Consider the following 26,100-nt stretch of genomic DNA (forward strand, 5'->3'; position numbering starts at 1 on the left):
GATCTGAATTCACCGGGCTTACGATTCGCGGCGGAGCAGAAATTCCGCCAGTGCTTCGAGCGCCACCGCACGACCTCGGAACGGACGCAGTGCGGCGAAGGCCTTGTCGGTCAATTGCGTGGCAATTTTACGTGATTTCTCCAGGCCAACGATGGCCGGATACGTCGCCTTCTGCGCGCGGGTGTCCTTGCCGGCAGTTTTACCAAGCTTCTCGCTGGTTTGCGTGACGTCGAGAATGTCGTCAATCACCTGAAACGCCAGCCCGACGTGATAGCCAAAATCCGTCAAGGCCCGAAGCTGCGCGGGGGAGCCGTTCGCGCTCATGCCGCCGAGTCGCGCCGAGCAGCAAAGCAAGGCCGACGTCTTTCGTTCGTGGATGTACTTCAACTGCGTCGGCGTGGTCTTGCGTCCTTCGCCTTCCAAGTCTGCCACCTGCCCAGCAATGAGTTGTAGCGAACCGGAGGCGTAAGCGATTTCCAGAATCAAATCACGATGCGGATAACGCGGCCAACTTCGCGCCTGCGCGGCAATTTCAAACGCCTGCGTCAGCAAGGCGTCACCGGCCAGAATGGCGATGCCTTCGCCAAAGACCTTGTGATTGGTCGGTTTGCCCCGACGATAATCGTCGTTATCCATCGCGGGCAAATCGTCATGCACCAGCGAATAGGTGTGGATACATTCGACCGCGCAGGCCAGTGGCAGTGCGTCCGCCACGCGGCCGCCGCATGCTTGCGCCGCCGCCAGCACCAAAGCCGGGCGCATCCGTTTGCCGCCGGCAAAAAGCGAGTAACGCATCGCCCGGTGCAGCGTGGTGGGTCGGGTTTTCTCCGAGGGCAGAAAACCATCCAGCGCGGCGTTGACCAATCCCGTGCTGGACGACAGGAAAGCCTCCAGATCAAACCGGGGCGCGGCAGTTTGTGAACGACGTCGTTTTGGCGCGGACATGTAGGGAATTGATTTAGGTGAAGCGCGTGACCAGAGCAAGTTTGAAAGGCGACGCAAGCGCGATTTTTTACCCATCAACACCAAAAAAACGCGCCGCAAATTCCGCCCCCGGCGGCGTTACAAGCGCGCCAGCTTATTGATGGCGCCATGCAATCGGCGTGCGATGCTCTGCTGCCGTTCCGCCGCCAGCACCTTGCCGCCGTCCGGTTCGCGCACATAGAAACTGTCAATCGCCGCCCCCTTTTCGGTGAGAATGCGCGCCGTCGAAATGTCCACCTCCAGATCCGCCAGCGTTTGTGCGATGGTGTAGAGCAGGCCGATGCGATCTTCCGTTTCCACTTCAATAAAAGTCCGCGTATCGGAACTGTCGTTGTCAAAACGGATTTGCGTCGGCATTTGTTCTCCGCTGTATGCCCGATAAATCGGGCGCGAGGTTTTTTGGGCGGCGATCAACTTCGGGAAATCCACCGTGCCTCCCGTGAGCACGCGGGTGAGCAATTTCTCAAACTCATCGCGCTGCGCGGCCTTGGCGAGTTTGCCGGTCACGGCGTCGGTCACAAAAAACGTGTCCAACGCGATCCCGTCCTGCCGGGTGAAAATTTGCGCGCTCAAAATGGTCAAGCCCACCGCGCTGAGCGACCCGGCAATCTTCACGAACAATCCCGCGCGATCCCAGGTGCAGACGCGCACCACGCTGTAACCGAGGTCCAGGTCGTTGCGCAAATTGACGACGGGCGCAAGCGGGCGATCCTGCTCCGCGAGCTGGCGGTGCATGAACTCATGAGTCAGCAGCAAATCGTCGTGGATTTCTCGCGCGGAATTCACCTGTAAATACCGCGCGGGCAAGGCGTCAAAATGCGCCTTCACTTCTTCCAACGAAACCGCCGGCGGCAGCAAACCCTTCACCTCCTCCATCAACAAATCGCGCTGCTTCTTTCCGGCCGCGACGAATTCCGTGCCGCCAGTCAGCAACGGCAACGCGCGGTCGTGCAGTTGCCAGAGCAGTTGTTCCTTGAAACCGTTCCACAACTTGTCGCTCGTGGCCATTGCGTCCGCAAACGTCAGCAGCGTCAACAACGCCAGCGTCGCCGGCGTCTCAACCGCCTGCGCGAAATTGCGCATCACCGCCGGATCATCCATGTCGTGCCGCTGCGAAACGATGGCCATCAGCAAATGGTGTTCGATCAACGCGCCCAGCATGTGCCGATCCGCCCCGTCCAACCCGAGCCGTTTGCCGACGCGCGCGGCCAGTTGCGCGCCCACCGCCGCGTGTTTGCCGTGCCCGCGCGGTTTGCCGGTGTCATGCAGCAGCAACGCCAGGTACAACAGCGCGGGCCGTTCGAGCTGCTGGAACTGGGCGGCATAGGCCAGGTACGGCGGCGCTTTCGCCTCCCAAAACCGGTCCGCCTGCTCCAGGCAAACCAACGTGTGTTCATCGGCGGAGTATTGGTGATAAAACTCGTGCTGCACCAGACAGGTCAGCTTGCCAAACTCGGGCACGTACTTGCCCAAAAAATCCACCTCGTGCATCGCGCGCAAAATGGGCGCGACCGTGCCGCGTTGGTTGAGGATGGTCAAAAATGTTTCCGCGACGCGCTCGTCCTTGAGGAAATCCCGATTCACCAGCGCGACCTGGCTGCGGATCAATTGCGCCAAATCCGGATGCAGGCGCAGTCCGCGTTGTTGCGCGTAACGAAACACGCGCATCAACCGGCGCGGGTGATCGCGAAAAATGCGCGCGTGCGCCGCGTGAATTTCGCCGTTGATGAATCGGAATCCGTCCACCGGCTCCGCTTCCGTTTGCTTCGGCAACCAGTGCCGTAATGATAATCGCCCGACCGGCTGGGGCAGAAATGCCAGCCGCTGTTCCAGCGTGCGCGTAATGATGAAAATGTTGCGCGTGTGCGAATAAAAATCGCGCATGAACCGCTCGATGCGCTGGCTCGGAGAGCGTTCCGCGTAACCCAGCGCCAACGCCACGGCGGGTTGGAGATTTTTCGTCAGTTCGTCCGTCGGCCGGCTCGCGAGGTAATGCACCTGCGTGCGCACCCGCAACAGGAAATCGTATGCCGCCTCCAATTGTTTGCACTCGCGCGGCATGACCAGTCCGTGCGCCTGCAAATCCGCCAGTGAGCGGGTGCGGTATTTGAAGAACGCCATCCAGATCAGGTTCTGATAATCGCGCAGCCCGCCGCAGCCGTTCTTGAGATTCGGCTCCTGCATGAACGGCGAGTTGCCATATCGGGCGCGGCGTTCCGCTTGATCCTCGAGCCGGGCGGCGATGTACTTTTTCTCGTAGCCTTTGACACACTTCGCCAGCACCGTCTTTTGAAATCGCGCAAACAACTTTTCATCACCGCTGATCAAACGCGCCTCGATGAGCGAGGTGCGCGTCTCGATGCGCCGCGCGTCGCCCTGATCATTGGTGGCGGCGACACATTCAGGGATGGTGCGCACCGCGTGTCCCGGTTTCAACCCGAGATCAAACAGCGTCAGCCACACACCGTTCAACATGCGCTCCAACACCGGCGCCGGCTGCAATGATTCCCGGACCAATCCCTCGTGCAAAAACAGCAGATCAATGTCACTCAACGGATTCAGCTCACCGCGCCCATATCCGCCCAGCGCCACCAATGCCAATGGCGGCTTTACTTTGCGCTCGGTCTCCGGGAGGGCATTCCACGCAATGACCCAAAGCGCGCGCACCACGCAATCCAGCACGCTGGCACGCGTCTGGCAAACCGCCAGACCACTCTGACCGTTTTGATGCGCGAGTTTGAGGCGATGCGCCGCGCGTTTTAGAAAAGCCCGAAAGCGCGGCAGTTCCTGAGCCACTTCCCGTCCCGCCGGCAAGACCAGTCGCTCCCTGGCCTCCGCCGCAATTTTGTCCAATAAATCTTGCACGCGCGACTCAGCTTGTCGGGCGGCCCGCGGAGAAGCAAGTGAGGCGTTGCGGAAACTGCACCTTCTGGAACTGACAAATCACCGGTGCTCCCCTACCCTCCGCTCCCGTGCGGCCCCGCCGTCTTAAATCCGGTTATTTTGTCCTCGAAGCCATCAACAGCTATTCGAGCGCTTTCTTTCTTTTCTACTTATTCTTTCTGACCAGCGACAAATTTGGCTTCACCATGCGCGGCAACCTGCTGCTCATGGCGCTGCACGGATTTTGTTACGTGCTCGGCTCCTGGCAAGGCGGTCGGCTGGCGCAACGCTTCGGCTATTTTACCGCCCTGAAACTGGGTTACGGCGGCATGATGCTCGGCTTGGCCGTCGGCTTCATCTGGACCGAAATTTTTGGCGTGGTGCTGTCCTTGATTCTGTGGACGCTGCCGCTCTGCTGCACCTGGCCCGCGCTCGAAGCGCTCGTCACCGAGAACGAGAAGCGACACGCCACGGCGCGACTGACCGGCGCTTACAGCGTCGTCTGGTCCACCGGCAGCGCCGTGGCCTTTTTCAGTGGTGGCTGGCTCTGGGATCAATTCGGTGCCACCGGACTCTACGGTATAAATCTGGGGCTAATGTTCATCCAACTGCTGTTTGCGCTCTGGTTGGAACGTCAGGCCAACACGCCTGACTTGAACGCTCCGACCGCCCCAACGGCGACGACTCCGCCGATCGAACCGCCGGCTCATTCCACTTTTTCGCAACGTCGGTTTCTGCTCATGGCCTGGTTTGCCAATCCTCTTTCCTACGTGGCCATCAACACGGTGGGCGCGGTCATTCCGCAAATCGCCGGAAAATTTCATCTCTCACCGACACAATCCGGCATGTTCTGTTCCCTCTGGTTTTTCACCCGTGCGGCGGCTTTCGCCGGACTGTGGTATTGGCCCGGATGGCATTATCGCTTTCGTTGGTTGCTGGCCGCATACGTGGGATTAAGCCTCGGCTTCGTTGGCATGATGCTGGCGCCGTGGCTCTGGCTCGTCGTGCTGGCGCAAATCCTCTTCGGCTGCGCCATCGGCTTGGTTTATTACTCGTCGCTCTTTTACTCGATGGATGCGGGCGACGCAAAGGGTGAACACGGGGGTTTACACGAAGCCGCCATTGGCTTGGGCATCGGCATCGGACCGGCGGTCGGAGCCGCGGCGCTGACGTTGACGACACAAGCCGCCAACGCCGGCACATGGGCGATCAGCGGCTTGTTGACCGCCGGGCTGGCGGGCTTGCTGTGGTTGCGCGGGCGGAAGTGAAACTTGAAAAGCCGAGGCAATCCCTGCATCCTACCGCCGATTTTGTAGCGACAGACAACCATTTAACGGATTACCTCAAATCAACATGTCATTACTTGCTGGAAAAACTGGAATCGTCTTCGGCGTAGCCAACAAACGCTCCATCGCCTGGGCCATCGCCCAAGCCTGGCATCAGGCCGGCGCCAAACTCGCGTTCACCTACCAAGGCGAGCGCCTCAAAGACAACGTCGAGGAGCTGGTCGGCACGTTTGGTGACGACACGCTAATCCTGCCGTGTGACGTCACCAAGGACGGCGACATCCGTCACGTCTTCGCCGAAGTCGGTAAAAAATTCGGCACGTTGCACCTGCTTTTACATTCGGTTGCCTTTGCGCCGCGCGAAGCGTTGGAAGGCTCATTCCTCAACACCAGCCGCGATGCCTTCAAGATTGCGCACGACGTCAGCGCGTATTCATTGGTGGCGTTGGCTCGGGAAGCCGCGCCATGGATGACCACGGGCGGCAGCATTCTCGCCATGAGCTATTACGGGGCGGAAAAAGTCGTGCCGCATTACAACGTCATGGGCGTCGCCAAAGCCTCCTTGGAAGCCAGCACCCGCTATCTGGCCTATGATCTCGGGCCGAAAAAAATTCGCGTCAACTGCATCAGCGCCGGACCGGTCAATACGCTGGCGGCGCGCGGCATCTCGGGATTCATTGAGATGATCAAGCGTTACGAAGCCCATGCGCCATTGAAACGCACCTGCACCACGGAGGAACTGGGCGCCACCGGTACCTTTCTCGCCAGCGACGGCGCCGCCGCCATTACCGGCCAGGTTCTTTACGTGGATGGCGGCTATCAGATCATGGGAATGTGAGCGCGGCGGGTTGGGAACGGGAAATTCGCTTGCGGCCCAACGTCCGGTTGCGCATCGTATCGGCGCTGGTGGCCCGCGTGGCGGAATTGGCAGACGCGCTAGATTCAGGTTCTAGTGAGTAACATCGTACAGGTTCAAGTCCTGTCGCGGGCACCACTTTAGACTCCCCCTCGCCTCAAGAAGCTTCCTCAAAAAACATAGCATTTACAGGGTGTTTTGCACTCTGCGTGCTTCGACCCACTGCGGACGACTTCACCCCGGTTAACCGCATCCGGAGCTAATTCACCGAGATCGTCAGCTTTCGCCAGACCAGCGCCCCCGCCCTGGAAGTCATGGAACGCGAGTTTAATTTTGACCCGGAAGAAATCGAAGCCCTGGAACGCGGTCAGTTCATCGCCTGCAACGCGGACACGGGCGTTTTTCAGACGGGCCGCGTGTTCTAATCCGTCGCGTTCAAGCGAAACACGTCGCGTATTTTGATGCGCAGATTGCGACGGCGCTCCAACGTCACCCGCCCTCGCCGTCCGAATAGTTTTGCCGATTCGACCGCGTAGAGAATCGAACAATCGCAGAAGGTTTCCCAATCCATGCCATCCGCGCCGTTCAGCATGACTTCATGCGGATAAGGCGGGCGGCTTTGCCGTTGGCTGGTGCAAAACAGCACGTTCACCACTTTTGCCCGGGCGCAAATGTCCGGGTGCGAAATCAGCACTGCCGGATGTTCGCCGCCCTTGTTCGGGCCAAAGTCATAGCGCCAAACGTCAAATTGATTTTTCATGGAGTCGTTACCGTGGCGCTGAGGCGGTCGAGTTGCTCCTGATCGCGCGCCGCCGTGAGGAACTGGGTCAAGCTTCCCGGCGGAAACGGTTCTTCGGCGGCGGTCTTTACCGGCGTTAGGGTAATGCGCCCGTCGGCAGCTTCTTCGTAAGCGAACTTTGACCGAGGCCGAGCCAATGGCAGACGTACGCGCTGGTAATCGTCAACTGTGAGCGTTTTCACTCCGGTAAATTACCGGGAAAACACATTCCCGCAACTCTCTATTCCCTATTGCTTAATCCTTAACCCAAAACCGCCCAAACCGGTCTTTAAACCTCGCTTCCCGGAAAAGTGCCGCTCCGGGATGCCCTACACGGTGCGTTTCGCAGGTGGGTGGGTGAGGACAGCGGGACATTTCTGATCTCTGTCGCGCCGGATCGGGAAAACTCATTCCTTCAGCTTCCACGCTTACGCGGCCACATTCCACGCCAAGAAGCGCCGCAAGTAACGCCAGCGAATGCGGTTATTTCTCCTCCGGCAAAAGTTCAATCGCCTGAATCATCGCTTCGTGGCCAGGGGTGGATTGGAAGCGCAATTCCACAATGCCATTCTGCGGCTGAACGCCGACAAACTCCCGCACGTAGGCGTGAAAAGTGCCGACCTGTTCGCGCACGTTCAATTTTTCAATTACCCTCTTGCCGTTGATCAGAACGGTGGTCGGACGGGTGACCGATTCCCATTTGTCTCCTTCCCGCTCCATCCACGGGGTCTCCGGTGTGTCGGCCCAGTGCAAACGCACCGTATAAGTGCCTGGCGCCGCGGTAAGGTTCACCCAAAATTCCGGCGCGTGAACGCCGTACCGATAAAGCTCCGCATCCGTCGTTCCGCCGATGAACATGCTCCGGCGCCGACGCCACCAACTGCGCTCCACCGTATCCACCTTCGTACCGAGACGCGCGACAAACTCGGTTCCGGGTCGCCAGGCGTTGCCGTGGCCATCCACGTAGTCCTGCCGTCCGGTGTAGCCCAAAATCAGGCGTTGCGCTTCCGTCGGGCCGCCGCCCGAGCCAAAGCCTGCCGTTCCGGTGGCGGCGGAAAATTGAATGGCCGCAACGCTAACTTGCGCACCAGTGGCCAGCGGATTGCCGGCGCCGCGCGCCACCAGTCGCAGTTCGTGCGGCCCATTGGTGAGACCACTTTTAATCAAAATGGGTTGGCGTGTGCGCGGCGTCGGATTCCACGCTTCCACCAAAGTGGGCTGTTTGACTCCGTCAATAAAAGCGTCGGCCCAACCGCCATTCGGTCCGACGGTGCCCAGCACGCGCACCTGATTGCCGGTGAAACGAAACGTCAATGTCGCGCCGGCCCGTTCAGTTATCCGGGGAGGACGGCTCGCGGCACGATCAGTTTTTTCGCCCGTCCAGGCCGCGTCAAAAATTAGCGCCGGATCATCCGCCGCTGCGACCGCTTGTGGATCTTCGCCGCGCACTTCGATGTGACGACTGCCGTCGTGACGCACAGTCACCAGCCAATCGCCATTGCCCAAGGGGGTACAGGTGAATCCGTTGGCGTCCAAGGCGGAACGAGCGGCGAGCTCCTGACCATCAGCGTGGATCGAACTGGGTCGAAACGCCAGGCGCATGACCTCTTGTACCCCGACTGGCGCGGCGAACGTGGTGTATTGGATCCGCCCCGGCTCGTAAGCCACGTCTTGCACCACGGAAGACGAGCGGACGATGTGATTTTCACGATTGGGCGCAAAATCCTGCGGCAGCCACGCCATGGCTTCGAGGATCTGACACAACGGCCACGGATGCGCCAGGTTCGACCATTCACCGGTGGCTACCGCATCACCAAATAAACCGTCCTTCACCACGCCGTTGGGCAAACTGTCATACGTCGCCATCAGCATCATGCGCCGCCCAACTTCCGTTGCCCACGCGCTGTTCGCCCGGGCACCATAGGCGAGCAGCGTTGGTCCAGCGGTGTATTGATTGTAGGAAAGCGATGTGCCGCAACATACCGAGGATTCCGGAAAAGCCCACGCACCGCTATAAACGTCACCAAAAGATTCTGGCGCCGTGCTGTTGCGATTCCAAATCAGCGATACCATGTTGCGCACGTCATTGTTCCAATTCGGATAAGCTTGCGGATACTTGAGGAAATGGTCCGCGCACATGGACACCATTCCGCAAATGATCGGATTGTCCCAATCCCAATACGTGCGCCCCCAGGTGTCGTTCTCCCACCAAGCGGGCAGCATTTGCTCCCGGAGAAATTTGCGCCCCGCGTCCCGCGCACGGACCAGAGCCGCATCCTTGCCCGTATAACCGAGCTGCAACAGATCCTCCAAAAAATCCACAATCACTGCCGTGGTGCCGGTCAACACATCTGACCACCCCACGACCGACGGGTCCACGTAGCGGTTCCACGGTGCGCTCGCGGGATCAGTGAACTGGCAACGCGCCGCGAAAACATCGCCCCAATGTTCCGCCATTTCCCGGTAACGCGGATTGCCCGTGAGTTGATAGGCGCGCAACACTTCAATGCCCACGATGGCACACAAGTCCAGTTGATTTCGTGCCGTGGGATCACACGGACCATAAATTTTCCCTTTCGTGGGGGTGCTGATGGGAAAGCGCGGCCAGGTGGCGTTCGCATCGGTTAGCGCGTAATCCAACAAATAATCCACCGTCAACGGTATGTAAACGAACGCAATCGGATCGCCGCTGTATTGGTAATACGCAGTTAATCCCTTGATGATGCTCCACGAGCGTTGCGCCAGATCGCCGCACATCCAGTCCGTCGTGGGCGGAATCACAATCGTGCCGTCGGGTTTGATGCTCCAATGCGAGTTGTAAACAAAATCCGGCGCCGCCAGTACCGCCTGGGACTGATCCACCCACGGATAGCGTTTGTAAACATCCACAGCGATGCGCAACCGTTCATCCAGTTGCCCGTTCAATCCGACATGCCACGGTGCGATGACTCCGTGAGCGTCCAACTGCACCGGATGCGCATAATACGCGGGCAGATTGGTGGCGGCCGGAATCATTTGAACCCAACCGATAAGACAACCGAGCAAGCACGACGTCTTAAACGTTTGTGCCAGCCGGATGAAACCAACTGTCAGGCGGTGGCGGCGGAACCGCCGGTCATGAAGACGTGAGGACGACATAGGTTAATTCCCCTCAAGCAACCATTACCACCTCAGTTACCGGTGGAAGTTGTCGGAGTTTGAACATTTCGGAGCAGATGATCGGAAACATTGAGAATTCAAAAGTGATCCTGGGGCTTTCAAGACAGTTGACCTCGCAGGCCGGCATTGAGCGAGTGCGGTCAAACGAGATTGCTTCTGAAATGTGGTGAAGATCGGCATGGCGGATAATGTCACCGGTCTGGTTGGCACCATTTAATTACTTCTTCACACCTGTCTCGCTCGACCGACATCGTAATATTCTGGCAGCGGGTTTACAAATTCACCTTCGTATCAGGCGGAAGAAACTTTGCGTCTCGTCACGCGGCAAGACCACAACCAGCGCACTATCAATCAAGGCGGGTTCAGTCAGCACATCTGACCATTCAGAGTCCAGGCGGGGCGCGGATTGGAGTTGGTAGTTGAACTGGACAGCTGGCCACGCCAAGCGCACCCAATCCGCCTCGGCCGTCATGGACAAATTGGGTCGGGAGAGGAAGCTTGCGTACTCTCCGACCATGACGGTTTCGATTTCCGCTGGCGTCAGCGCCGCATCGAAGACGGCAATTTCGTCCAGCAAACCGTTCCAGGTATGATCAGCGGGCTGGGCCAGCTCACTTCCTATTAAGATTCTGTCATTATATTGAAAATAGCCACCCAATGCCTCGACAACTGGAATTGCGGCCATCCCGCCCAGCGGACCTTTGTTTCCATTTCGATAGATAGTCAGCTCCGCGCCGTTGTACACGACCGCCCAGTGCACCCATTGATCGAATAACGGAGAGAGGTCAGGAAATTCTCCCCAGCCCATTTGCCACCCTAAGTTTCCAATGCGTGACCAGGTATAGAATTGCGGATCCCCACCAGCACCTGAGCTGAACTGAAATGCCCAACCGTCCTCGATTACCAGGATGCGCCCATACGTGGCAACAAACCCACCCGTCCCGTTGGAATCCTCATAAGCCCACGCCGTCACCGTCCAAGGATTGGTTTTTGTCAGGCCGATCATGAGTGAATCATTCTCCGGAATGCTCACGTAGGCCCGATCCGTCCAGTTATTGGTGAATCGCAATGCACCGCCAAAACCCGCTTGGCCTTCCGCCCGGGCCGGCAGGTTGCCGTGCTCCCCCACCAGCTCACCATCGTTGCCCAAACCTGAAGAATCACGCACGCGAAGACCGCTTCCCTCCTCAAACTGCCACAAGCCCACCAAGGGCTGATCCATCACGATGACCGTCGTCGGCTGACTCACGACACTTCCTTGGGCATTGCTGATCCGGACGGAATAAATGCCCGAATGACGTGGTTCGGCATTCGGCAATATCAACGTCGCATTGGTTATGGTCGAGTTGTCGGGGTCGGACAGAGGACGGCCATTAAATAGCCACTGATACTGGAGGGCAGGCTCACCGGCAGCGCCAACTTCACAAATAATGGATGCTCCTTTGCGAACGGCCGACATTGACTCGGGTTGCCGAACGATGCGAACTGGCCCATTGATAAACGGAGCAAAATCACCGTTCATCACGGTCACTATTTCAGCCTCGGTCAATGCTCCGGAAAATACGGCAATGTCATCAAGCATCCCATTCCAATTATGGTCTGCGGCCTGCATCAATTCCGTGCCGATTGTGATCGTTCCCGGGTGTCCCTTGGCTTTAAGGACGGCAGCTACCGGATGGGAACCAAACCCGCCGGACTCCCCCTGATTCCCGTTACGGTAAAGTTTCAAATTTACTCCATCGTAAACAATCGCCCAGTGTACCCATTGATCGAACAGCGGCGTCAGCCCGGCGAAATCGCCCCACCCAATCTGCCAACCCAGGTCGGCACGAGCCCATGTATAGACCTGCGGATCGTTCCAAGCGCCAGAGCAAAATTGAAACACCTCCCCATCAGCGATATCCAGGATCCGACCGTACGTGGCGATGTAGTATCCAGTGCCTCCCGAATCCTCATACGCCCAAGCGGTAATACTCCACTGGTTCGTTTTTGTCTGTCCGACCATCAACGAATTGGCCGCCGGGATTTGTACGTAAGAGTAATCAAGGCTATTATTTGTGAAGTATAGCGCACCGCCAAATCCAGGTTTGCCAGTCACCCAAGCAGGCATGGCCCCATTTTGTCCGACTAATGTTCCGTGATTCCCCAGCCCGGATGAGTCCAGAGCGGTTGTCCCGCTGCCTTCGTCGAAGCGCCACAAACCGACGACGGCAGGAGTGGCAACCACGGTTTGTTGGCAGCCCAAAACGATGGCGCCAGCCAACCACCAGTTACCGAGCTGACGTAAGAAAATGGAGCTATTCATACTTGATTTGGATTTGACGATTTTTTGAGATGAGCCCGATCCTAATGGTGATCTCCTTGTTGTCAATCCTATTACCTCAATCGTCCCATTGCCGCGCCCTGCAGCGAGTTGAGCGAACAAAGACGGAGTTCTCTTTACGTCCCTATCCGGACTCCGATATTGGGCAAACAACATGCTGTATTGGAACGCATGAGGATACTTTTGCTTCTCGCTCTGACCGTCGGACTGGGGAGTGGTTGCGGCGAATCGAGCGGCAAACTGCGCTCGTTGGAATCCGCTTTGGCCGAAACCCAGGCGCAACTCGTCACCGCCACCACGCAGGTCACCAGCTTGCGCGCCCAACTGGCGACGGCCCAGAAAACAATTGACGAACTCAGTCCGTTGGCCGCCAAAGCACGGACGTTACCGATCCGGGTGCAACGCGTGCAAACTGGCGGCAGCACCAACGCGGTCTATCAACTCCAAAATCTCTCGAGCCAAACCCTGGCGGTGAAGGTCAAGTTGCGCAACACGACCTACCAATACAGCAAAAGTCTGACGTGCGCCCTCCCAGCCATGCGCCCCGCGCCAGCGTTCGAAATTGGTCCGGCCAACAACTGGCCAGCTGCAGCCGGCGACGTACTGGAAATGAGTTCACAAGGTTACGATGACCTCACCATTGCCTACTGAGACCGCACCACTGGTGGCGTCGAGAAAATCCCCGTGCCAAACGCGAGCGGATCGGCTATATCACTGGCGGCGCGCATCCGTAGCTCAATTGGATAGAGCTTCTGACTTCGGATCAGAAGGTTGCAGGTTCAAATCCTGCCGGATGCACCAGTTTTAAGTGCTGTAAAATCAAGCGGTTCTACATTGGCCGCCGACGCAAAAAAACCGATGCAAAACGTGCTTGGCCAATTCTTGGCCAATTTTTAGGTCGTGACTTTGCGTAAGAAACCTGACGCGCCATTTTAAGCAGGAGAAATGGCAATCGAGATTCCGGTGTGCCGCCCCGGACTACCGGTTCCACTTCGGGGCCGCCTTGACCATCGCGTTCGTTGTGATTTCGCAAAGCACCATCCCGCTTCCGTTGTAACGCCCGAGAAATTTCACCGTGAATTTTGCCGCTTTATCCAGACGGGATTTCATTGTCTGCAACTCGCTTTTCCTTGTGTCCAAAGTCCGCGCCCGATCAAACAGGCGCAACTCCTGTTCCGTCAGGCTGGCATCCGTGGCCGCGGCGGGAGAGTCGTAGTCGTATTTTGTCGGCAACTTCGCCCGCTGCTCTCGGATCCGTTCGCGCTCCTTTTCAATCTGAGCCTCCTCCCGCTTGACGTACTCGTTTAGCGGAAAATACGCCGCATAATCCTTTTGCACTTCCGGCGGCAACCCGCGCAACAGCACCGGCCCGATCGGAGACAACGTGCATTTCACATAAGGCGGCAATTGCCCCTCAATAGAAAGCAGCGTGACATTGGTAGTATGAACTTTGGCGGTTTGGCCGAACCCCGCCACTGCCCAGCCCAGCAAGACAATGGTGAGAAGTTTTTTCATGCGTCCTTTCCGTTTCCTGGCTTCTGAATATCCGTTCAATTATCCACCGCGATTTGAAAGCTGCAATGCGGGCAGCGGTAGCGGTAGCCTAATCTAAGGAAAATCGCGATTTCGAGTGGAACGAATATAATCACAGTGATCCAAATTATAAGCGTGCCCATCATAGTCAGTGCTTCACCGCCCACTGCAAAGATCAAAATTCCGGCTAAACCTAGGGCTAATAAAAACAAAAACATATTACCACCCCCACGTGGCACTTTATTCGGCAAACCGATATACCCGCAACAAGGGCAGACCATGTGGCCCTTCGGAATGTCAAACTTGGGCTGGCGCAGCGTGCCGTGGCGCAGAGACTTCGGCAAAGCCTGCACTTCCTTGCAATGCGGGCACTTCACCAACTCCCCAAGCTGCTCCTCCGCGTAGCCGATCGTTTTATTGCAATGCTTGCAAAGCATCCTCCACTGCGGCTGTTTCGGCGGCTTGTTTGGTGGCGGAGGTGTAGCCGCTGGTGATTCGGCTGCCTGCTCGGGTTCAATCACTGACTTCGGCACTTCTGGCAACGTCGTTTCCGCCTGGCACAGCGGACACTGGGTTACCTGGTCTGCCGATTCCGGCGCACATCGCAACGCCCCGCCGCAATGCTCGCATGACGCCAGCCACTCATTACCCTTAACCTTCTCGCCTTCCATTGGTGAACTCCGCGCCCAGCATCGGCAACCGCACCCGGCAATGCAAACCTAAATCCGCGCGGCCACCGACAACAAGCCGCAGATCACTCCCGCAAAACGTAGCGACTCCCAAGCGATTCAACTCCTACCGCATCAGTCGAATTGCTTGCTAATTGGTTTTTTTTGACATAGCGACTCGCACGCCTGCTCGTCTCCCCTCGCCCGAGGCTGGAAATCAAAGATTCCTTAGCTCCGTAAAAAACGTGCTTGGCCAATTCTTGGCTCATTTTTGATCCCCTCGCCGGCGAGTTCCATGACGTGCCCTTGAGAAAGGGCGAAGGCCATCAAGCAGACCGGTTCAGTCTCAACCTTCGAGGTGCAATTGCTCCGCCAGGATTTCCGCGATGTCCATGACGCGGGTGGAATCGGATTGCGCGGAGATGCCGTCGGTCATCATGGTGAGGCAGAACGGGCAACTGACCGCCACTGTTTTTGCGCCCGTTCCCAACGCTTCCGCAGCGCGCAAAGTAGATACGCGTTGCTTGGGGTTTTCTTCCATCCAGATGCGACCCCCACCCGCGCCGCAACAAAAGGTCTTTTCCCGACGCCGCCCCATTTCACGCAAATCATTCGTGCTCGCCGACAGCACCGAGCGAGGCGCGTCGTGGATGCGATTCACGCGGGCGAGATAACACGGATCGTGATAGGTAATGGCGTCGCCGCCCGCTTTTGTCTCCGGCACTTTCAGGCGTCCGGCGGCAATGAGTTGATCCAGCAATTGCGTGTGGTGAATCACTTCGTAGTTTCCACCGAACTGCGGATAGTCCTTCAGGAAGGTGTTCAAACCGTGCGGGCAGTGCGTCAGAATTTTGCGCACGTGGTATTTGGCCAGGGTCGCGATGTTGGTTTGCGCCAGTTCTTGAAAGAGGAATTCCTCACCCAAACGCCGCGCGGAATCACCCGTGCATTTTTCTTCGCGGCCCAGAATGGCAAAATTAACCTGGGCGTGATTCAGCAGTTTCACCATGGCGCGGGCGACGCGTTGCGCCCGGCGATCGTACGAGCCGGCGCAACCGATCCAGTAGAGCCACTCGAAATTGGGATTCTCCCGCACTGTCGGTGCCCGCAATCCTTCCGCCCAATTGCCGCGTTCGGCCGGGGGCAAACCCCAGGGATTGCCGCTGGCCTGCATCCGACGCAATGCCGTCGCCGCCGTGCCGCTCAACGCGCCTTCGCCCACCCGATTGCGGCGCATGTCGGTGAGGAGACTTAGTTGGTCAATCCGCACCGGACAGACCTGCACGCAGGCGCTGCAAGCCGTGCAAGCCCACAGCGTTTCCGCCTGGATGGTTTCGTCATGCAACGCGCGCAGGAAGGATTTGGCACCCGGCGCGGCGGCAGCAGCTGGGGCCGGCGCACTGAGATTCCCCGTCATGAGTCCCTTCAAATCCTGCACCAGGCGTTTGGGCGAAAGCGGTTTGCCGGACGCGAACGCCGGGCACGCTTCTTCGCATCGGCCACATTCCATGCACGCATCCAGGCTGAGGAGTTGTTGCTGATCGAAATGCTCGATGGCCGCGACGCCGATGCGTTCGGTCTTTTCCACTTCCTCCAGCGTGATTGGTTTCATCCGCCCCAGTTCGGGTTGGGCAAAAAATAAATTCAGCGGACCGATGAGGATGTGCATCAGGCGCGAGTAGGGCACGGTGACGATGAAAATAAAAACCAACACGCTATGAATCCACCAGACGATCAGATGGGCGGAACGCGCGTCGGCCTCGGTCATTCCGGAAAACCAGTGTGACATCCAGAGTCCGACAAACGAACACTTCGCGCCGATGCCAACCGGTTGTTGCCAGACAATGCGCAGCGCCTCGACGAAATAGCCCGTGACACCGATGGCCAGAAACGACGTCAGCACGTACCAATCGGACGCGCGGTGGCCGAGGCTGGGCGGGCGATGGGTGCGCCGCCAGACAAACATCAGGCAACCCGCCAAAAACAACAGTCCGAACGCATCCAAAGTAAATTCGTAGATGACGTAGTAGGTGCCTTGATGAAAGTGCAGCGACTTGGAAATCCAACTGGCAATGTTATCCACCTCAAGCAAGCTCGTGCCAAGGAACAACATCATGAATCCGGCAAACAACCAAATGTGCGCCAGCGAGGCCAGGCCACGTCCGCGGACGCGTTGCTGTCCCAGCGCGTCCGTCCAGAGCCGCAACAATCCCGGCTTCAACCGCGCATAAACTTGTTTGAACCCGCCGCGAAACAGTTGTTCGACATCAATCGAAACGCCCTGCCGCCACAACTTGAACCGTCGCCACACGCCATGCGCAAAGAGCGCCAGGGAGATGATGGTCAGAAGGTAAAAGAGCAGAATGGACGCCGGCGGGATGTTACCAAAAGTTTCGCGCGTAGGGATCATGGCAACGACGCATCACGGCTTCAATTTGGCCGTCAGTTCCGGCACGGCGGTATAAACATCCGCGACCAACCCGTAATCCGCCACCTCGAAGATCGGCGCGTCGGCGTCCTTGTTGATCGCCACAATCACCTTGCTGTCCTTGATCCCCGCGAGATGTTGAATGGCGCCCGAAATACCCACGGCGAGGTAAAGGTCGGGGGCCACGATTTTTCCCGTTTGCCCAATTTGCAGGGAATTGGGCGTGATGCCGCTGTCCACCAAGGCGCGGGACGAACCGACCGCGCCGCCCAACGCATCGGCCAGGCCGCCAATCAACCGCTCGAAATCCTCGGCGTTCTTGATGGCGCGGCCGCCGGAAACCACGACGCGCGCTTCGGTGGAGTCTGGTCGTCCCGCCACTTTGGCTTCGCGCCCGCCGTACTCGGCAAAGCTCGACAACTGATCAGTCGCCAGTGGAATCGGCACGACCGGCGAAGTTTCTGAACCAGCGACCGCCGGAGCAAAAGCCGCCGGGCGAATCGTCAGGAATTTCAAGTCGCCGGCCAGCGTCACGGTGGCAATGACGTTGCCCGCGTACATGACCCGCTTGAAGATCAATTCCCCCGCTTCCTGGTGCGCGCCCACGACGTCGCTCAACATGCCCGCATCCAGCAACGCCGCCGCGCGCGGCAAGATATCCTTGGTAAAAGTGGAAGCCGCGCCGACGACAATGCCGTAACCGCGCGATTGAGCCACCGCTTCAATCACGCGCGCATAGCGATCGGCGACGGGGTGTTGGAGTTGGGCGTGGTCCGCCAGCAGCACGTTGGCGGCGCCGTAAGGGCGCAGGGATTCGGCAACCGCGCCAACGGTTTCGCCAATGACCAAAATATCGAAAGTGCCGCCGGTGTCCGCCGCGACTTGTCGGGCGAAACTCACCGCCGCCAGCGTGGCCAGTTTGAGTTGTCCCCCGTCGTGTTCCGCAATAACCAGAATGTTTGCCATGATACTTTAACCACCTGCCGCAGCCAGCCACCGAACCCAACGTGTGCCGCGCGGAATCCTCCACTGCGGCGCCGGTGGCATGGCCGCGGATTAAATCGCTTTGGCCTCGTTTTTCAGTTTGTCCACCAATTCATCCACCGTTTTCACGCGCACGCCGGCTTGGCGTTGCGGCGGAGTTTCGTACTTCAAAATCTTCGTTCGCGAAACGGCGGTGACGCCCAGCGCCGCCAGTTCCAATTCTTCCAGCGGTTTCTTTTTCGCTTTCATGATACCCGGCAGCGAAACGTAACGCGGTTCGTTCAGACGCAGATCGGCGGTGATGATGGCGGGCAGCTTCACCGTCAGGGTTTCCAATCCCGCGTCAGTTTCCCGGGCGCAGCGCGCTTGAGTGTGTTGCTCAACCAACTCGAGTTTGGAAACGAAGGTCGCCTGACCAATGCCCAGCAACGCGGCGAGCATTTGGCCGACCTGATTCGAGTCATCGTCAATCGCCTGCTTGCCCATCAACACGAAATCGGGTTGCTCCCGTTGATAGACGGCCGCGAGGATTTTGGCCACGGCCAGCGAATCCAGATCGGCGCTGGTCTTGATCAGGAGCGCCCGTTTGGCGCCCATGGCCAGACCCACGCGTAAAGTTTCGATGGTTTCCTCGCCGCCAACGCTTACGACGACAAGGTCCATTTCACCGAGTTTTTCTTCGAGGCGCAGCGCTTCTTCCAGCGCGATGGCATCGAAGGGGTTTAGCGAAAATTTAACGCCGTCCGACGCCACACCCGCGCCATCCGGCTGGAGGCGGATTTTCGTGTCGGGATCGGGCACTCGCTTGATGGGAACTAAAATTTTCATTGGCACATCTCAAAAATTCCCGCGCCGCCCATGCCGCCACCAACGCACATGGTCACCAAGCCATAACGACCCTGGCGCCGCTTGAGTTCATGCAGAATGGATACGGTCAACTTCGCGCCGGTGGCGCCGAGTGGATGCCCCAGCGCGACCGCGCCGCCATTCACGTTGACCCGATCCGGCGGCAGATCGAGCTGACGAATGACCGCGAGGGATTGGCAGGCGAAAGCTTCGTTCAATTCAATCACGTCCAGGTCCGCAGTCTTGAGTCCGGCGCGTTGCATGGCTTTGGGAATCGCCTCCACCGGGCCGATGCCCATGATGCCCGGCGGCACCCCGCCGACCGCATAAGTGACAAAACGCGCGATGGGTTTCACGCCCAACGCCTTCACCTTCGCGCCAGACATCAGCATCACCGCGGCCGCGCCGTCACTGCGTTGCGAAGCGTTGCCAGCGGTGACCACACCCTTCGGACCAAAAGCGGGTTTCAACGCCGCGAGCCGTTCCAGTGAAGTGTCGCGGCGCGGCCCCTCATCCGCCTCGAAAACATATTCGGTGATTTTGCGTTGGCCGTTGCCATCCAGACCCACCTCACGCACCGGCACGGAAACACATTCCTCCCGGAATCGTCCGGCATCGAGTGCGGCGAGGGCTTTCTGATGACTTTCCCAAGCGAAACGGTCCGCGTCCTCACGCGAAATCTTGAATTGCGCGGCCAGCTTTTCCGCCGTCAATCCCATCGAAAGGTAGGCGTCCGGCATCCGCTCCACGAGCCGCGGATTGGGCGACAATTTGAAACCACCCATCGGCACCTGGCTCATGCTTTCCGTGCCCCCCGCGGCGATGACCTCCGCCATGCCACTCATGATTCGTTGCGCGCCGAGGGCAATGGCCTCGAGGCCGGAAGCGCAAAAGCGATTGACGGTCACGCCCGGCACCTGGTCCGGCCAACCGGCAATCTGTCCGGCAATCCGCGCGAGGTTCATGCCTTGCGCCGCTTCAGGCATCGCGCAACCGAGGATCACATCCTCGATCTGTTCCACCGGTAATTGCGGCACTCGCGCCAGCGCGCCCTGGAGCGCAATCGCCGCGAGATCATCCGGACGCACGGCGCGCAATTTCCCTTTTGGCGCTTTGCCCGCCGGCGTGCGCGCGGCCGCAACAATAAAGACTTCATTCATAACTTCAGTTCCGCAACGGCTTGCCGGTTTTAAGCGTGTGGGTGATGCGTTCCAAGGTCTTCGGCTCGCCACAAAGGCTCAGAAAAGCTTCCCGCTCCAAATCCAGGATGTACTGCTCGGTGACAAAATGCAGCGAGGTCAAATCGCCGCCGCAGAGAATGTGCGCCAGTTTATTGCCGACCTTTTCGTCGTGCTCGCTGATCTGACCGGACGCGCGCATTTGCTGGAGTTGCAGTCGGCAAAGGGCGGTGCCGCTTTCGCCAATGGCCGGGAGATCCGTTCGTTGGGGCCGCGGCGTGTAACCTTGGGCGACCCGGTGCAACACCTCGGCTTTGGCTTCGCCGAGCAACCAGTCCTTGTTCAAAACGATTGTCGTTTCACTCGGTCGCAAATAACGCAATTTCAGCGCTTCGGCGGCGCTTGTACCCACCTTGGCCAGACCGATGGTTTCCCACGCGTGCCGCACGCCGGGGAAGAAATCCGCGCCCTCATCCCGGAGGATGCCTTCCGTGCTGCGAATCAACATTTCCTTTGTGCCTTGCGCGCCGGGAATCAAGCCCACGCCCACTTCCGGCAGGCCCATGTAGGTTTCCGCCGCAATGACGATGTGATCGCAGCCCAGGGAAAGCTCCGTGCCGCCGCCGAGGGTGTAACCGTGACACGCGGCGACGACCGGCTTCTCGAATTGGCGCAAGGTGCTCGTCGCTCTTTGGAAAGTGCGAATCAACAGATCAATCTCATCCCAATCCTGATTTTGAATCTGCGTGGCCAGCAACAGCAGATTCGCCCCGGCGGAAAAATGCTGGCCTTGATTCCCAATCACCAGCCCGGCGAAATTCTGCCGCACGACTTCCAGGGATTGTTTGAGCAAACCCAACTGATCGCCGCCGATGACGTTCATCTTTACGTGAAATTCCAGACACGCGACGCCGTCGCCCAAGTCCACCAGGCTCGCGCCCGGATTACCGCACACGACCTTGTTAGCTTGATGCAACCACGGCAAATGAATGGCTTTGGGAGATTCCACTTCCGCCGTGTAAGCGCACGAACCGAGATCAAAGAATGAACGTCGCCCGTGCGCCAGTTCGTAAAACGAGTTTTTGCCTGCCGCCAGTAAATCGCGTACCACCGACGGCACCGCGCGCCCTTCGGCCTCCAGACGGTCCGCCGTCGCGCGCACGCCCAGCGCGTCCCACGTCTCAAACGGCCCCAACTCCCAGTTGTAGCCCCACTTCATCGCGTTATCCACGGTGACCACGTCGTCGGCGATCTCGGTCAGCCGGTCAGCGGCGTAAGCCAGCACCGCGCTCAGATGTTTCCACGCGAACCCACCGGCCGGGTCCGTCGCGGCGCACAGGGCGCGAATGCGTTCCCGGCGGTCGCTGATTTTGGCGACCGCTTCGAGCGCGGCAAATCGCGGTTTCTGCTGGGGCCGGTACTCCATCGTTTGATAATCCAACGTCAGGATTTGCCGGCCCCGATCGGATTTCACGCGTTGATAAAATCCCTGCCCCTTCTTTTCGCCCCACCAACCGCGCCGCACCATGTCCTCGATGAATCCAATTTCGCGAAAGACGCTGTGCTGCGGATCGTGCGCCAGCAGGCCGCGCAGGTTGCGTCCCATTTGCGCGAGCAAATCCACGCCCACAATATCGCTCAAGCGGAACGTGGCGCTCTTCGGACGGCCAATCGCCGGACCGGTAATGGCGTCCACTTCGTCAATGGTCAAGCCTTGTTCGATCATCAGCAGGACGACGTGTTGGATGTCAAAGCAACCGATGCGATTGGCAATGAAACCGGGCGTATCCTTGGCCATGACCATTCCCTTGCCCAGCGTCGCCGCGCCGAAATTCGCGAACGCCTGGAGCAGGGCGCGATCCGTATCCGGCGTGGGAATCACTTCGAGCAACCGCATATAACGCGGTGGGTTGAAGAAATGCGTTCCGAAGAAACGCCGGCGATATTCCAGCGGCAGGTCCCGGGTCATGCCCGCGATGGATAACCCGGAAGTGTTTGTGGAAACCAATGCGTCGGGCCGCGCGTGCGCCGCGATCCGGGCGTGCATGGCCAGCTTCAACTCCATCCGTTCCAGAATCGCCTCAATGACCCAATCGGCGTCTCGAATCTCGGCCAGATTATCCTCGACGTTGCCGACGCGAATCAGGCTGGCGGTTTCGGGCGTGAACAGCGGCGCCGGCTTTAATTTTTGCATCCGCGCGAACAACGTCCGCGTGACCCGGTTGCGCACCGCCGATGATTGCAGCGTAAGTCCGCGCGCCTGTTCCTCCGGCAACAATTCCGTGGAAGCGACGTCCATCAGCAGTGACGGAATGCCCACGTTGGCGAGGTGCGCGGCGATTTGCGCGCCCATGTTTCCCGCGCCGATGATGGCGGCTTTGCGAATAGTCAGCATGGCTTCAATTCTGTTCCGACACTTTGCGACATCTCCTCAACCAAGCCCTTCCGTGCTCGGCGCCTGAGAGTTGACGGCGGGAGTGTGGCGGCAAGTCGGTTGGCAAGTCAAACAATCCAGTTTCAAATTCAGCTTCAAAATCTGATCCCAATCCATTGCGGGGCGAGACGACGCCTGGCCGCGTCACTGGTTGCGCAATTCGCGACGCAGATATTTGCCCACGCCGGACTTGGGCAAAGAATCCCGGAACGCGACAATTCGCGGAATTTTGTAGCTGGCGAGCCGACCGCGACAAAACGCGACGACCTCTTCGGCGGTGGCGTTCATCCCGTCTTTCAGCACGAGGAACGCTTTGACCGTTTCCCCTCGGTAACCGTCCGGCACGCCGATGACCACCGCCTCCCTCACTTTCGGAAACTCAAACAGGACCTCCTCGACTTCTCGGGGATAAATGTTGTAACCGCCGGCAATGATCATGTCCTTCTTTCGATCCACGATGTAGAAAAACCCTTCGGCATCCTTTTTGGCGACATCCCCGGTGTAAAGCCAGCCGTCGCGCAATACCGCCGCCGTTTCCTCGGGCTTGTTCCAATAACCCCGCATGACCTGCGGACCGCGAATGACAATTTCCCCGACCTCCCCGACCGGCATTTCGCGCGTGCCGGTTTCCAAATCCATGATCCGCGCTTCGGTATCAGCGATCGGCAGCCCGATGCTGCCCGCCTTGGGCACGCCTGCCAATGGATTGATGTGCGTGACCGGGGAGGTTTCCGTGAGACCATAGCCCTCCACCAATTTGCCGCCGGTCAGCGCTTCGAATTTTTGCTTCACCTCGACGGGTAACGGTCCGCCGCCACTCATGCAAACCCGGAGCGAATCAAAACCGTAACGCCGCACGTTGGGCGCGTTGTTGAAGGCGACGTACATGGTCGGCACGCCGTGATAAATGGTGGGACGATATTTGCGAATGAGGTTCAACGCGGCGCGCAGTTGGAAGCGCGGCAGCAGGATGGTGCAGCCCGCCATGTAAACCGAGGAGATCATCACGCACGTCATCGCGTAAATGTGAAACAGCGGCAGACCTGCCACGAAAATTTCTTTGCGTTCCGCTCCGCCCGTGAGCCAGTTCATGGCTTGAGCGGCATTGATGACGAGGTTGGCGTGGGTCAGCATCGCGCCTTTGGAAATTCCCGTCGTGCCGCCGGTGTATTGCAGGCACGCAATATCCGCTGGCTTCGGCCCGTCCGCCACCGGCCCGTCCGCCGGACGCAGCAGTTCCGTCCATTCATGCGTCTGCACCCCGGTGGAACGCAGCCGGTGCGACTTGCCTGCGCCCTGGCTGGATGCCGGCGTGGATGGCACATTCAGTTGAGCTTCGAGGCGCGCGAACTGCGCGGGAGCGTATTGACGCGGCCCCGTTAAAACCACGTGTTCCAAAGTCGGCAACTGCGGCGCAACTCTGCGAAAGATCGGGTTAAAGTGCCGGTCCGCTATCACCAATTTCACCCCGGCGTCGTGCCATTGGTGTTCCACTTCGCGGGCGGTGTACATCGCGCTGGTGGCCGTAACGATCGCTCCAACTCGTAACGCCGCGAAATAGGCGATCACAAACTGCGGACAATTGGGCATCATCAGCGCCACGCGATCGCCTTTGGTGACGCCCAGCGCGCGCAGACCGGCGGCGACCCGATGCACATGATTCGTCAACTGGTCGTAAGTGATCCGGCCTCCAAAGTAGATCAACGCGGGTTGGTCCGGCGCTTTGGTCCGGGCCCGCTCCAGCAATTCTGGCAGGGAGATTTTTGGGTCCATCATGTCTCTGGAATTGTGCCGCAATTTGACACCAGCACCACCGAACCGCAAGGAGTTTTGTGCCCGCCGCTCCGCTCACTTATTTGGCGGCGAGCAAGGCCGCGTAACTGCCCAATTCGCACAACCGTCCGGCAATGGTCCGCCTTAGCGCCACGGTGTTCAACGGAGTCCAACGCAACAGCCGCCGCACCATCCCCAACTGCGCCCGCAATTCGTCTCCCTGCGCAACGGCGGCCAGCGCCTGACGAGCGAGCAGTTCCATCCGCCCCGCCGAGTCGTTGACGAACGTCAACGTCAGGTCACTCCGGATATCCGCGACGCCGCGAGCGGAACGAACTTTGAGCGTGCGCAACAGGGCGCTTTCACCGAGATACACTTCAATGATCAAATCGCTCAACGCGGCGCCGACCTCCTGTTCCTCCGCCATCTTGTCGCCGAACTTCTGATACGCCACGCCCGCGATGAACAGCGCCAGTTTTTTGGCGTTTGCCAACAACCCGCGCGCGGCGAGCAGTGGATCGCCGCCCGAATTGTCCTCAAGCGGAGTTGGATTCAGCAGTTCCTGCGTGACCCGGGTGATGGCGGCGATGAGCGGCAACCGCCCGCGTTGTGCGCGGCGCAACAGCAAACCGGGAATGAACAGCCGGTTGATTTCATTCGTGCCTTCAAAGATGCGGTTGATGCGCGAATCCCGAACCGTGCGCGCCGGGGAAAACTCTTCCGTGAAACCGTAGCCGCCGTGGATTTGCAGCGATTCATCCGCGACGTCATCCAGAATTTCACTGCCCGCCACCTTGATGATGGAACATTCCAGCGCAAATTCCTCCAGACCGCGTGGAAACGGCGGCGTGGTGGAATCCACCGTTTCACCGGTGGCAAACACCGCGTCCATCAGCGCCGCCGTTCGATAGACGGTGCTTTCGCCGGCAAAAATTCGCACGGCCATTTCAGCGAGCTTATGCTGGATCAGACCAAACGAGGCGAGCGGCCGTCCGAATTGCTGACGTTCCAGCGCGTACTGCGTGGCGACCCGCAACGATTCCTTGGCTGCGCCGATCGCGCCCGCGCCCAGTTTGAAGCGTCCCGAATTGAGAATGTTGAACGCGATATAAGCGCCCTTGCCGACACCGCCGAGCAAATTTTCCACCGGCACTTTGGCATCCTCGAGAATCACGCGACGGGTCGAAGACGACTTGATGCCCAGCTTGTGTTCCTCTTTGCCGGTGGAAACGCCGGGAAAAGTTTTCTCCACCAGGAACGCCGTAACCTGCTGCCCATCCACCTTGGCAAAGACGGTGAACAAATCCGCCCAGGCCGCGTTCGAAATCCACATTTTCGTTCCGTTGAGAAGGTAGTGCCGGCCATCGGCGGAAAGCTCGGCTTTGGTGCGCAAACCCAGCGCATCCGATCCCGAGCCGGCTTCACTGAGCGCGTAAGCCCCCATCCATTCGCCCGTGGCGAGCTTTGCCAGATACTTTTTCTTTTGCGCCTCCGTGCCGAAATATTGCAGCGGTTGCGTGCCGATGCCGCTATGCGCACCGCACGTCACGCCAAAACCACCCAGCCGGGTCAACTGTTCCTCCACGCCCACAAGGGTCGTCCGGTCCAGTTCCAGACCGTCGTAATCCGCCGGGACGCCCATGCCCAGCAAACCCAGTTCGCCCGCTTTGTTGAAGAGTTTGCGCGACCAATCCGCGTCCTGATGTTCCAGCGCTTCGAGGTGGGGCAACACCTCCTTCTCCATGAATTTTTCGGCGGTCTGCGCCATGAGCCGCTGTTCCGCTGTCAACTCCTCGGGCGTAAACACCAGGTTGGGATCGGTTTCCGCGAGGAGAAAATGTCCTCCCACCAAGTGGGCGGGTCGTGATTTTAATTCTGGCATCGCGAAATTCTTTTCCGTTACGACCGCGTTTGGCAATCACAATTCCACGCTGCCGCCGCGGCCCAACCCAAACCGATCGAACCGACGCTTGATTGTCGGCGCGCA

General features: G+C 58.8%; 18 protein-coding genes and 2 tRNA genes. 5 read left to right on the top strand and 15 right to left on the bottom strand.

Annotated features, from left to right (window positions below; all coding sequences use genetic code 11):
• Positions 1 to 18 precede the first annotated feature (18 nt).
• Both M9920_01400 and glnD read right to left on the bottom strand, forming a co-directional pair.
• The gene (locus tag M9920_01400) at positions 19 to 945 is read right to left on the bottom strand and encodes a polyprenyl synthetase family protein (GenBank protein MCO5050946.1); all 927 of its coding nucleotides are present in this window, start codon (positions 943 to 945) and stop codon (positions 19 to 21) included.
• A 117-nt stretch (positions 946 to 1,062) separates the two neighbouring features.
• Complete coding sequence (gene glnD / locus M9920_01405) at positions 1,063 to 3,849, bottom strand: [protein-PII] uridylyltransferase (protein ID MCO5050947.1); 2,787 nt, start codon at positions 3,847 to 3,849, stop codon at positions 1,063 to 1,065.
• A 107-nt stretch (positions 3,850 to 3,956) separates the two neighbouring features.
• Between glnD and M9920_01410 the strand changes: the two genes are divergently transcribed.
• From M9920_01410 to M9920_01420, 3 genes are all read left to right on the top strand, one after another.
• Positions 3,957 to 5,135: an MFS transporter gene (locus tag M9920_01410; GenBank protein MCO5050948.1), complete on the top strand. Its 1,179-nt coding sequence runs from the start codon at positions 3,957 to 3,959 to the stop codon at positions 5,133 to 5,135.
• A gap of 85 nt (positions 5,136 to 5,220) precedes the next feature.
• Entirely contained in the window at positions 5,221 to 5,991 is a 771-nt protein-coding gene (locus M9920_01415) for an enoyl-ACP reductase (GenBank protein ID MCO5050949.1), read from the top strand.
• A gap of 71 nt (positions 5,992 to 6,062) precedes the next feature.
• A tRNA-Leu gene (locus M9920_01420) sits at positions 6,063 to 6,147 on the top strand.
• A gap of 283 nt (positions 6,148 to 6,430) precedes the next feature.
• On the opposite strand, the gene M9920_01425 is transcribed toward M9920_01420, so the two are convergent.
• The 4 genes from M9920_01425 to M9920_01440 form a co-directional block, all read right to left on the bottom strand.
• Positions 6,431 to 6,769, bottom strand: coding sequence for a type II toxin-antitoxin system PemK/MazF family toxin (locus tag M9920_01425; GenBank protein ID MCO5050950.1), 339 nt, complete (start codon positions 6,767 to 6,769; stop codon positions 6,431 to 6,433).
• Positions 6,766 to 6,990, bottom strand: coding sequence for a hypothetical protein (locus M9920_01430; protein ID MCO5050951.1), 225 nt, complete (start codon positions 6,988 to 6,990; stop codon positions 6,766 to 6,768). Before M9920_01430 ends, M9920_01425 begins: the two co-directional genes overlap by 4 nt.
• Before the next feature lie 280 nt (positions 6,991 to 7,270).
• Entirely contained in the window at positions 7,271 to 9,802 is a 2,532-nt protein-coding gene (locus M9920_01435) for a malectin domain-containing carbohydrate-binding protein (GenBank protein MCO5050952.1), read from the bottom strand.
• Between the two features lie 424 nt (positions 9,803 to 10,226).
• The gene (locus M9920_01440; protein MCO5050953.1) at positions 10,227 to 12,251 is read right to left on the bottom strand and encodes an immunoglobulin domain-containing protein; all 2,025 of its coding nucleotides are present in this window, start codon (positions 12,249 to 12,251) and stop codon (positions 10,227 to 10,229) included.
• A 189-nt stretch (positions 12,252 to 12,440) separates the two neighbouring features.
• Between M9920_01440 and M9920_01445 the strand changes: the two genes are divergently transcribed.
• Together M9920_01445 and M9920_01450 are read left to right on the top strand one after the other, a co-directional pair.
• Positions 12,441 to 12,920 (top strand): hypothetical protein, encoded by a 480-nt coding sequence (locus tag M9920_01445; protein MCO5050954.1) that lies wholly within the window; start codon positions 12,441 to 12,443, stop codon positions 12,918 to 12,920.
• Between the two features lie 73 nt (positions 12,921 to 12,993).
• Positions 12,994 to 13,070: transfer RNA gene (locus M9920_01450), tRNA-Arg, on the top strand.
• Positions 13,071 to 13,247: 177 nt separating this feature from the next.
• On the opposite strand, the gene M9920_01455 is transcribed toward M9920_01450, so the two are convergent.
• From M9920_01455 to M9920_01495, 9 genes are all read right to left on the bottom strand, one after another.
• Positions 13,248 to 13,784, bottom strand: a complete 537-nt coding sequence (locus M9920_01455) for a hypothetical protein (protein MCO5050955.1) — start codon at positions 13,782 to 13,784, stop codon at positions 13,248 to 13,250.
• 35 nt (positions 13,785 to 13,819) lie between these two features.
• Complete coding sequence (locus M9920_01460; GenBank protein MCO5050956.1) at positions 13,820 to 14,473, bottom strand: hypothetical protein; 654 nt, start codon at positions 14,471 to 14,473, stop codon at positions 13,820 to 13,822.
• A 343-nt stretch (positions 14,474 to 14,816) separates the two neighbouring features.
• Complete coding sequence (locus M9920_01465) at positions 14,817 to 16,880, bottom strand: heterodisulfide reductase-related iron-sulfur binding cluster (GenBank protein MCO5050957.1); 2,064 nt, start codon at positions 16,878 to 16,880, stop codon at positions 14,817 to 14,819.
• A 12-nt stretch (positions 16,881 to 16,892) separates the two neighbouring features.
• Positions 16,893 to 17,864, bottom strand: coding sequence for an FAD-binding protein (locus M9920_01470; GenBank protein MCO5050958.1), 972 nt, complete (start codon positions 17,862 to 17,864; stop codon positions 16,893 to 16,895).
• 90 nt (positions 17,865 to 17,954) lie between these two features.
• Positions 17,955 to 18,710 (bottom strand): electron transfer flavoprotein subunit beta/FixA family protein, encoded by a 756-nt coding sequence (locus M9920_01475; protein MCO5050959.1) that lies wholly within the window; start codon positions 18,708 to 18,710, stop codon positions 17,955 to 17,957.
• On the bottom strand, positions 18,707 to 19,888 hold the full coding sequence (locus tag M9920_01480) for an acetyl-CoA C-acyltransferase (protein MCO5050960.1): 1,182 nt from the start codon (positions 19,886 to 19,888) through the stop codon (positions 18,707 to 18,709). Before M9920_01480 ends, M9920_01475 begins: the two co-directional genes overlap by 4 nt.
• Positions 19,889 to 19,892: 4 nt before the next feature.
• Positions 19,893 to 22,301 carry a 3-hydroxyacyl-CoA dehydrogenase/enoyl-CoA hydratase family protein gene (locus tag M9920_01485; protein MCO5050961.1) on the bottom strand — a complete coding sequence of 803 codons (2,409 nt, stop codon included), beginning with the start codon at positions 22,299 to 22,301 and terminating at the stop codon, positions 19,893 to 19,895.
• 183 nt (positions 22,302 to 22,484) lie between these two features.
• On the bottom strand, positions 22,485 to 24,116 hold the full coding sequence (locus M9920_01490) for a long-chain fatty acid--CoA ligase (GenBank protein ID MCO5050962.1): 1,632 nt from the start codon (positions 24,114 to 24,116) through the stop codon (positions 22,485 to 22,487).
• Between the two features lie 76 nt (positions 24,117 to 24,192).
• Entirely contained in the window at positions 24,193 to 25,995 is a 1,803-nt protein-coding gene (locus tag M9920_01495) for an acyl-CoA dehydrogenase family protein (GenBank protein ID MCO5050963.1), read from the bottom strand.
• Between the last annotated feature and the right edge of the window lie 105 nt (positions 25,996 to 26,100).

This window comes from Verrucomicrobiia bacterium, assembly GCA_023953615.1.
Taxonomy (GTDB): Bacteria; Verrucomicrobiota; Verrucomicrobiia; order Limisphaerales; family JADLHS01; genus JADLHS01.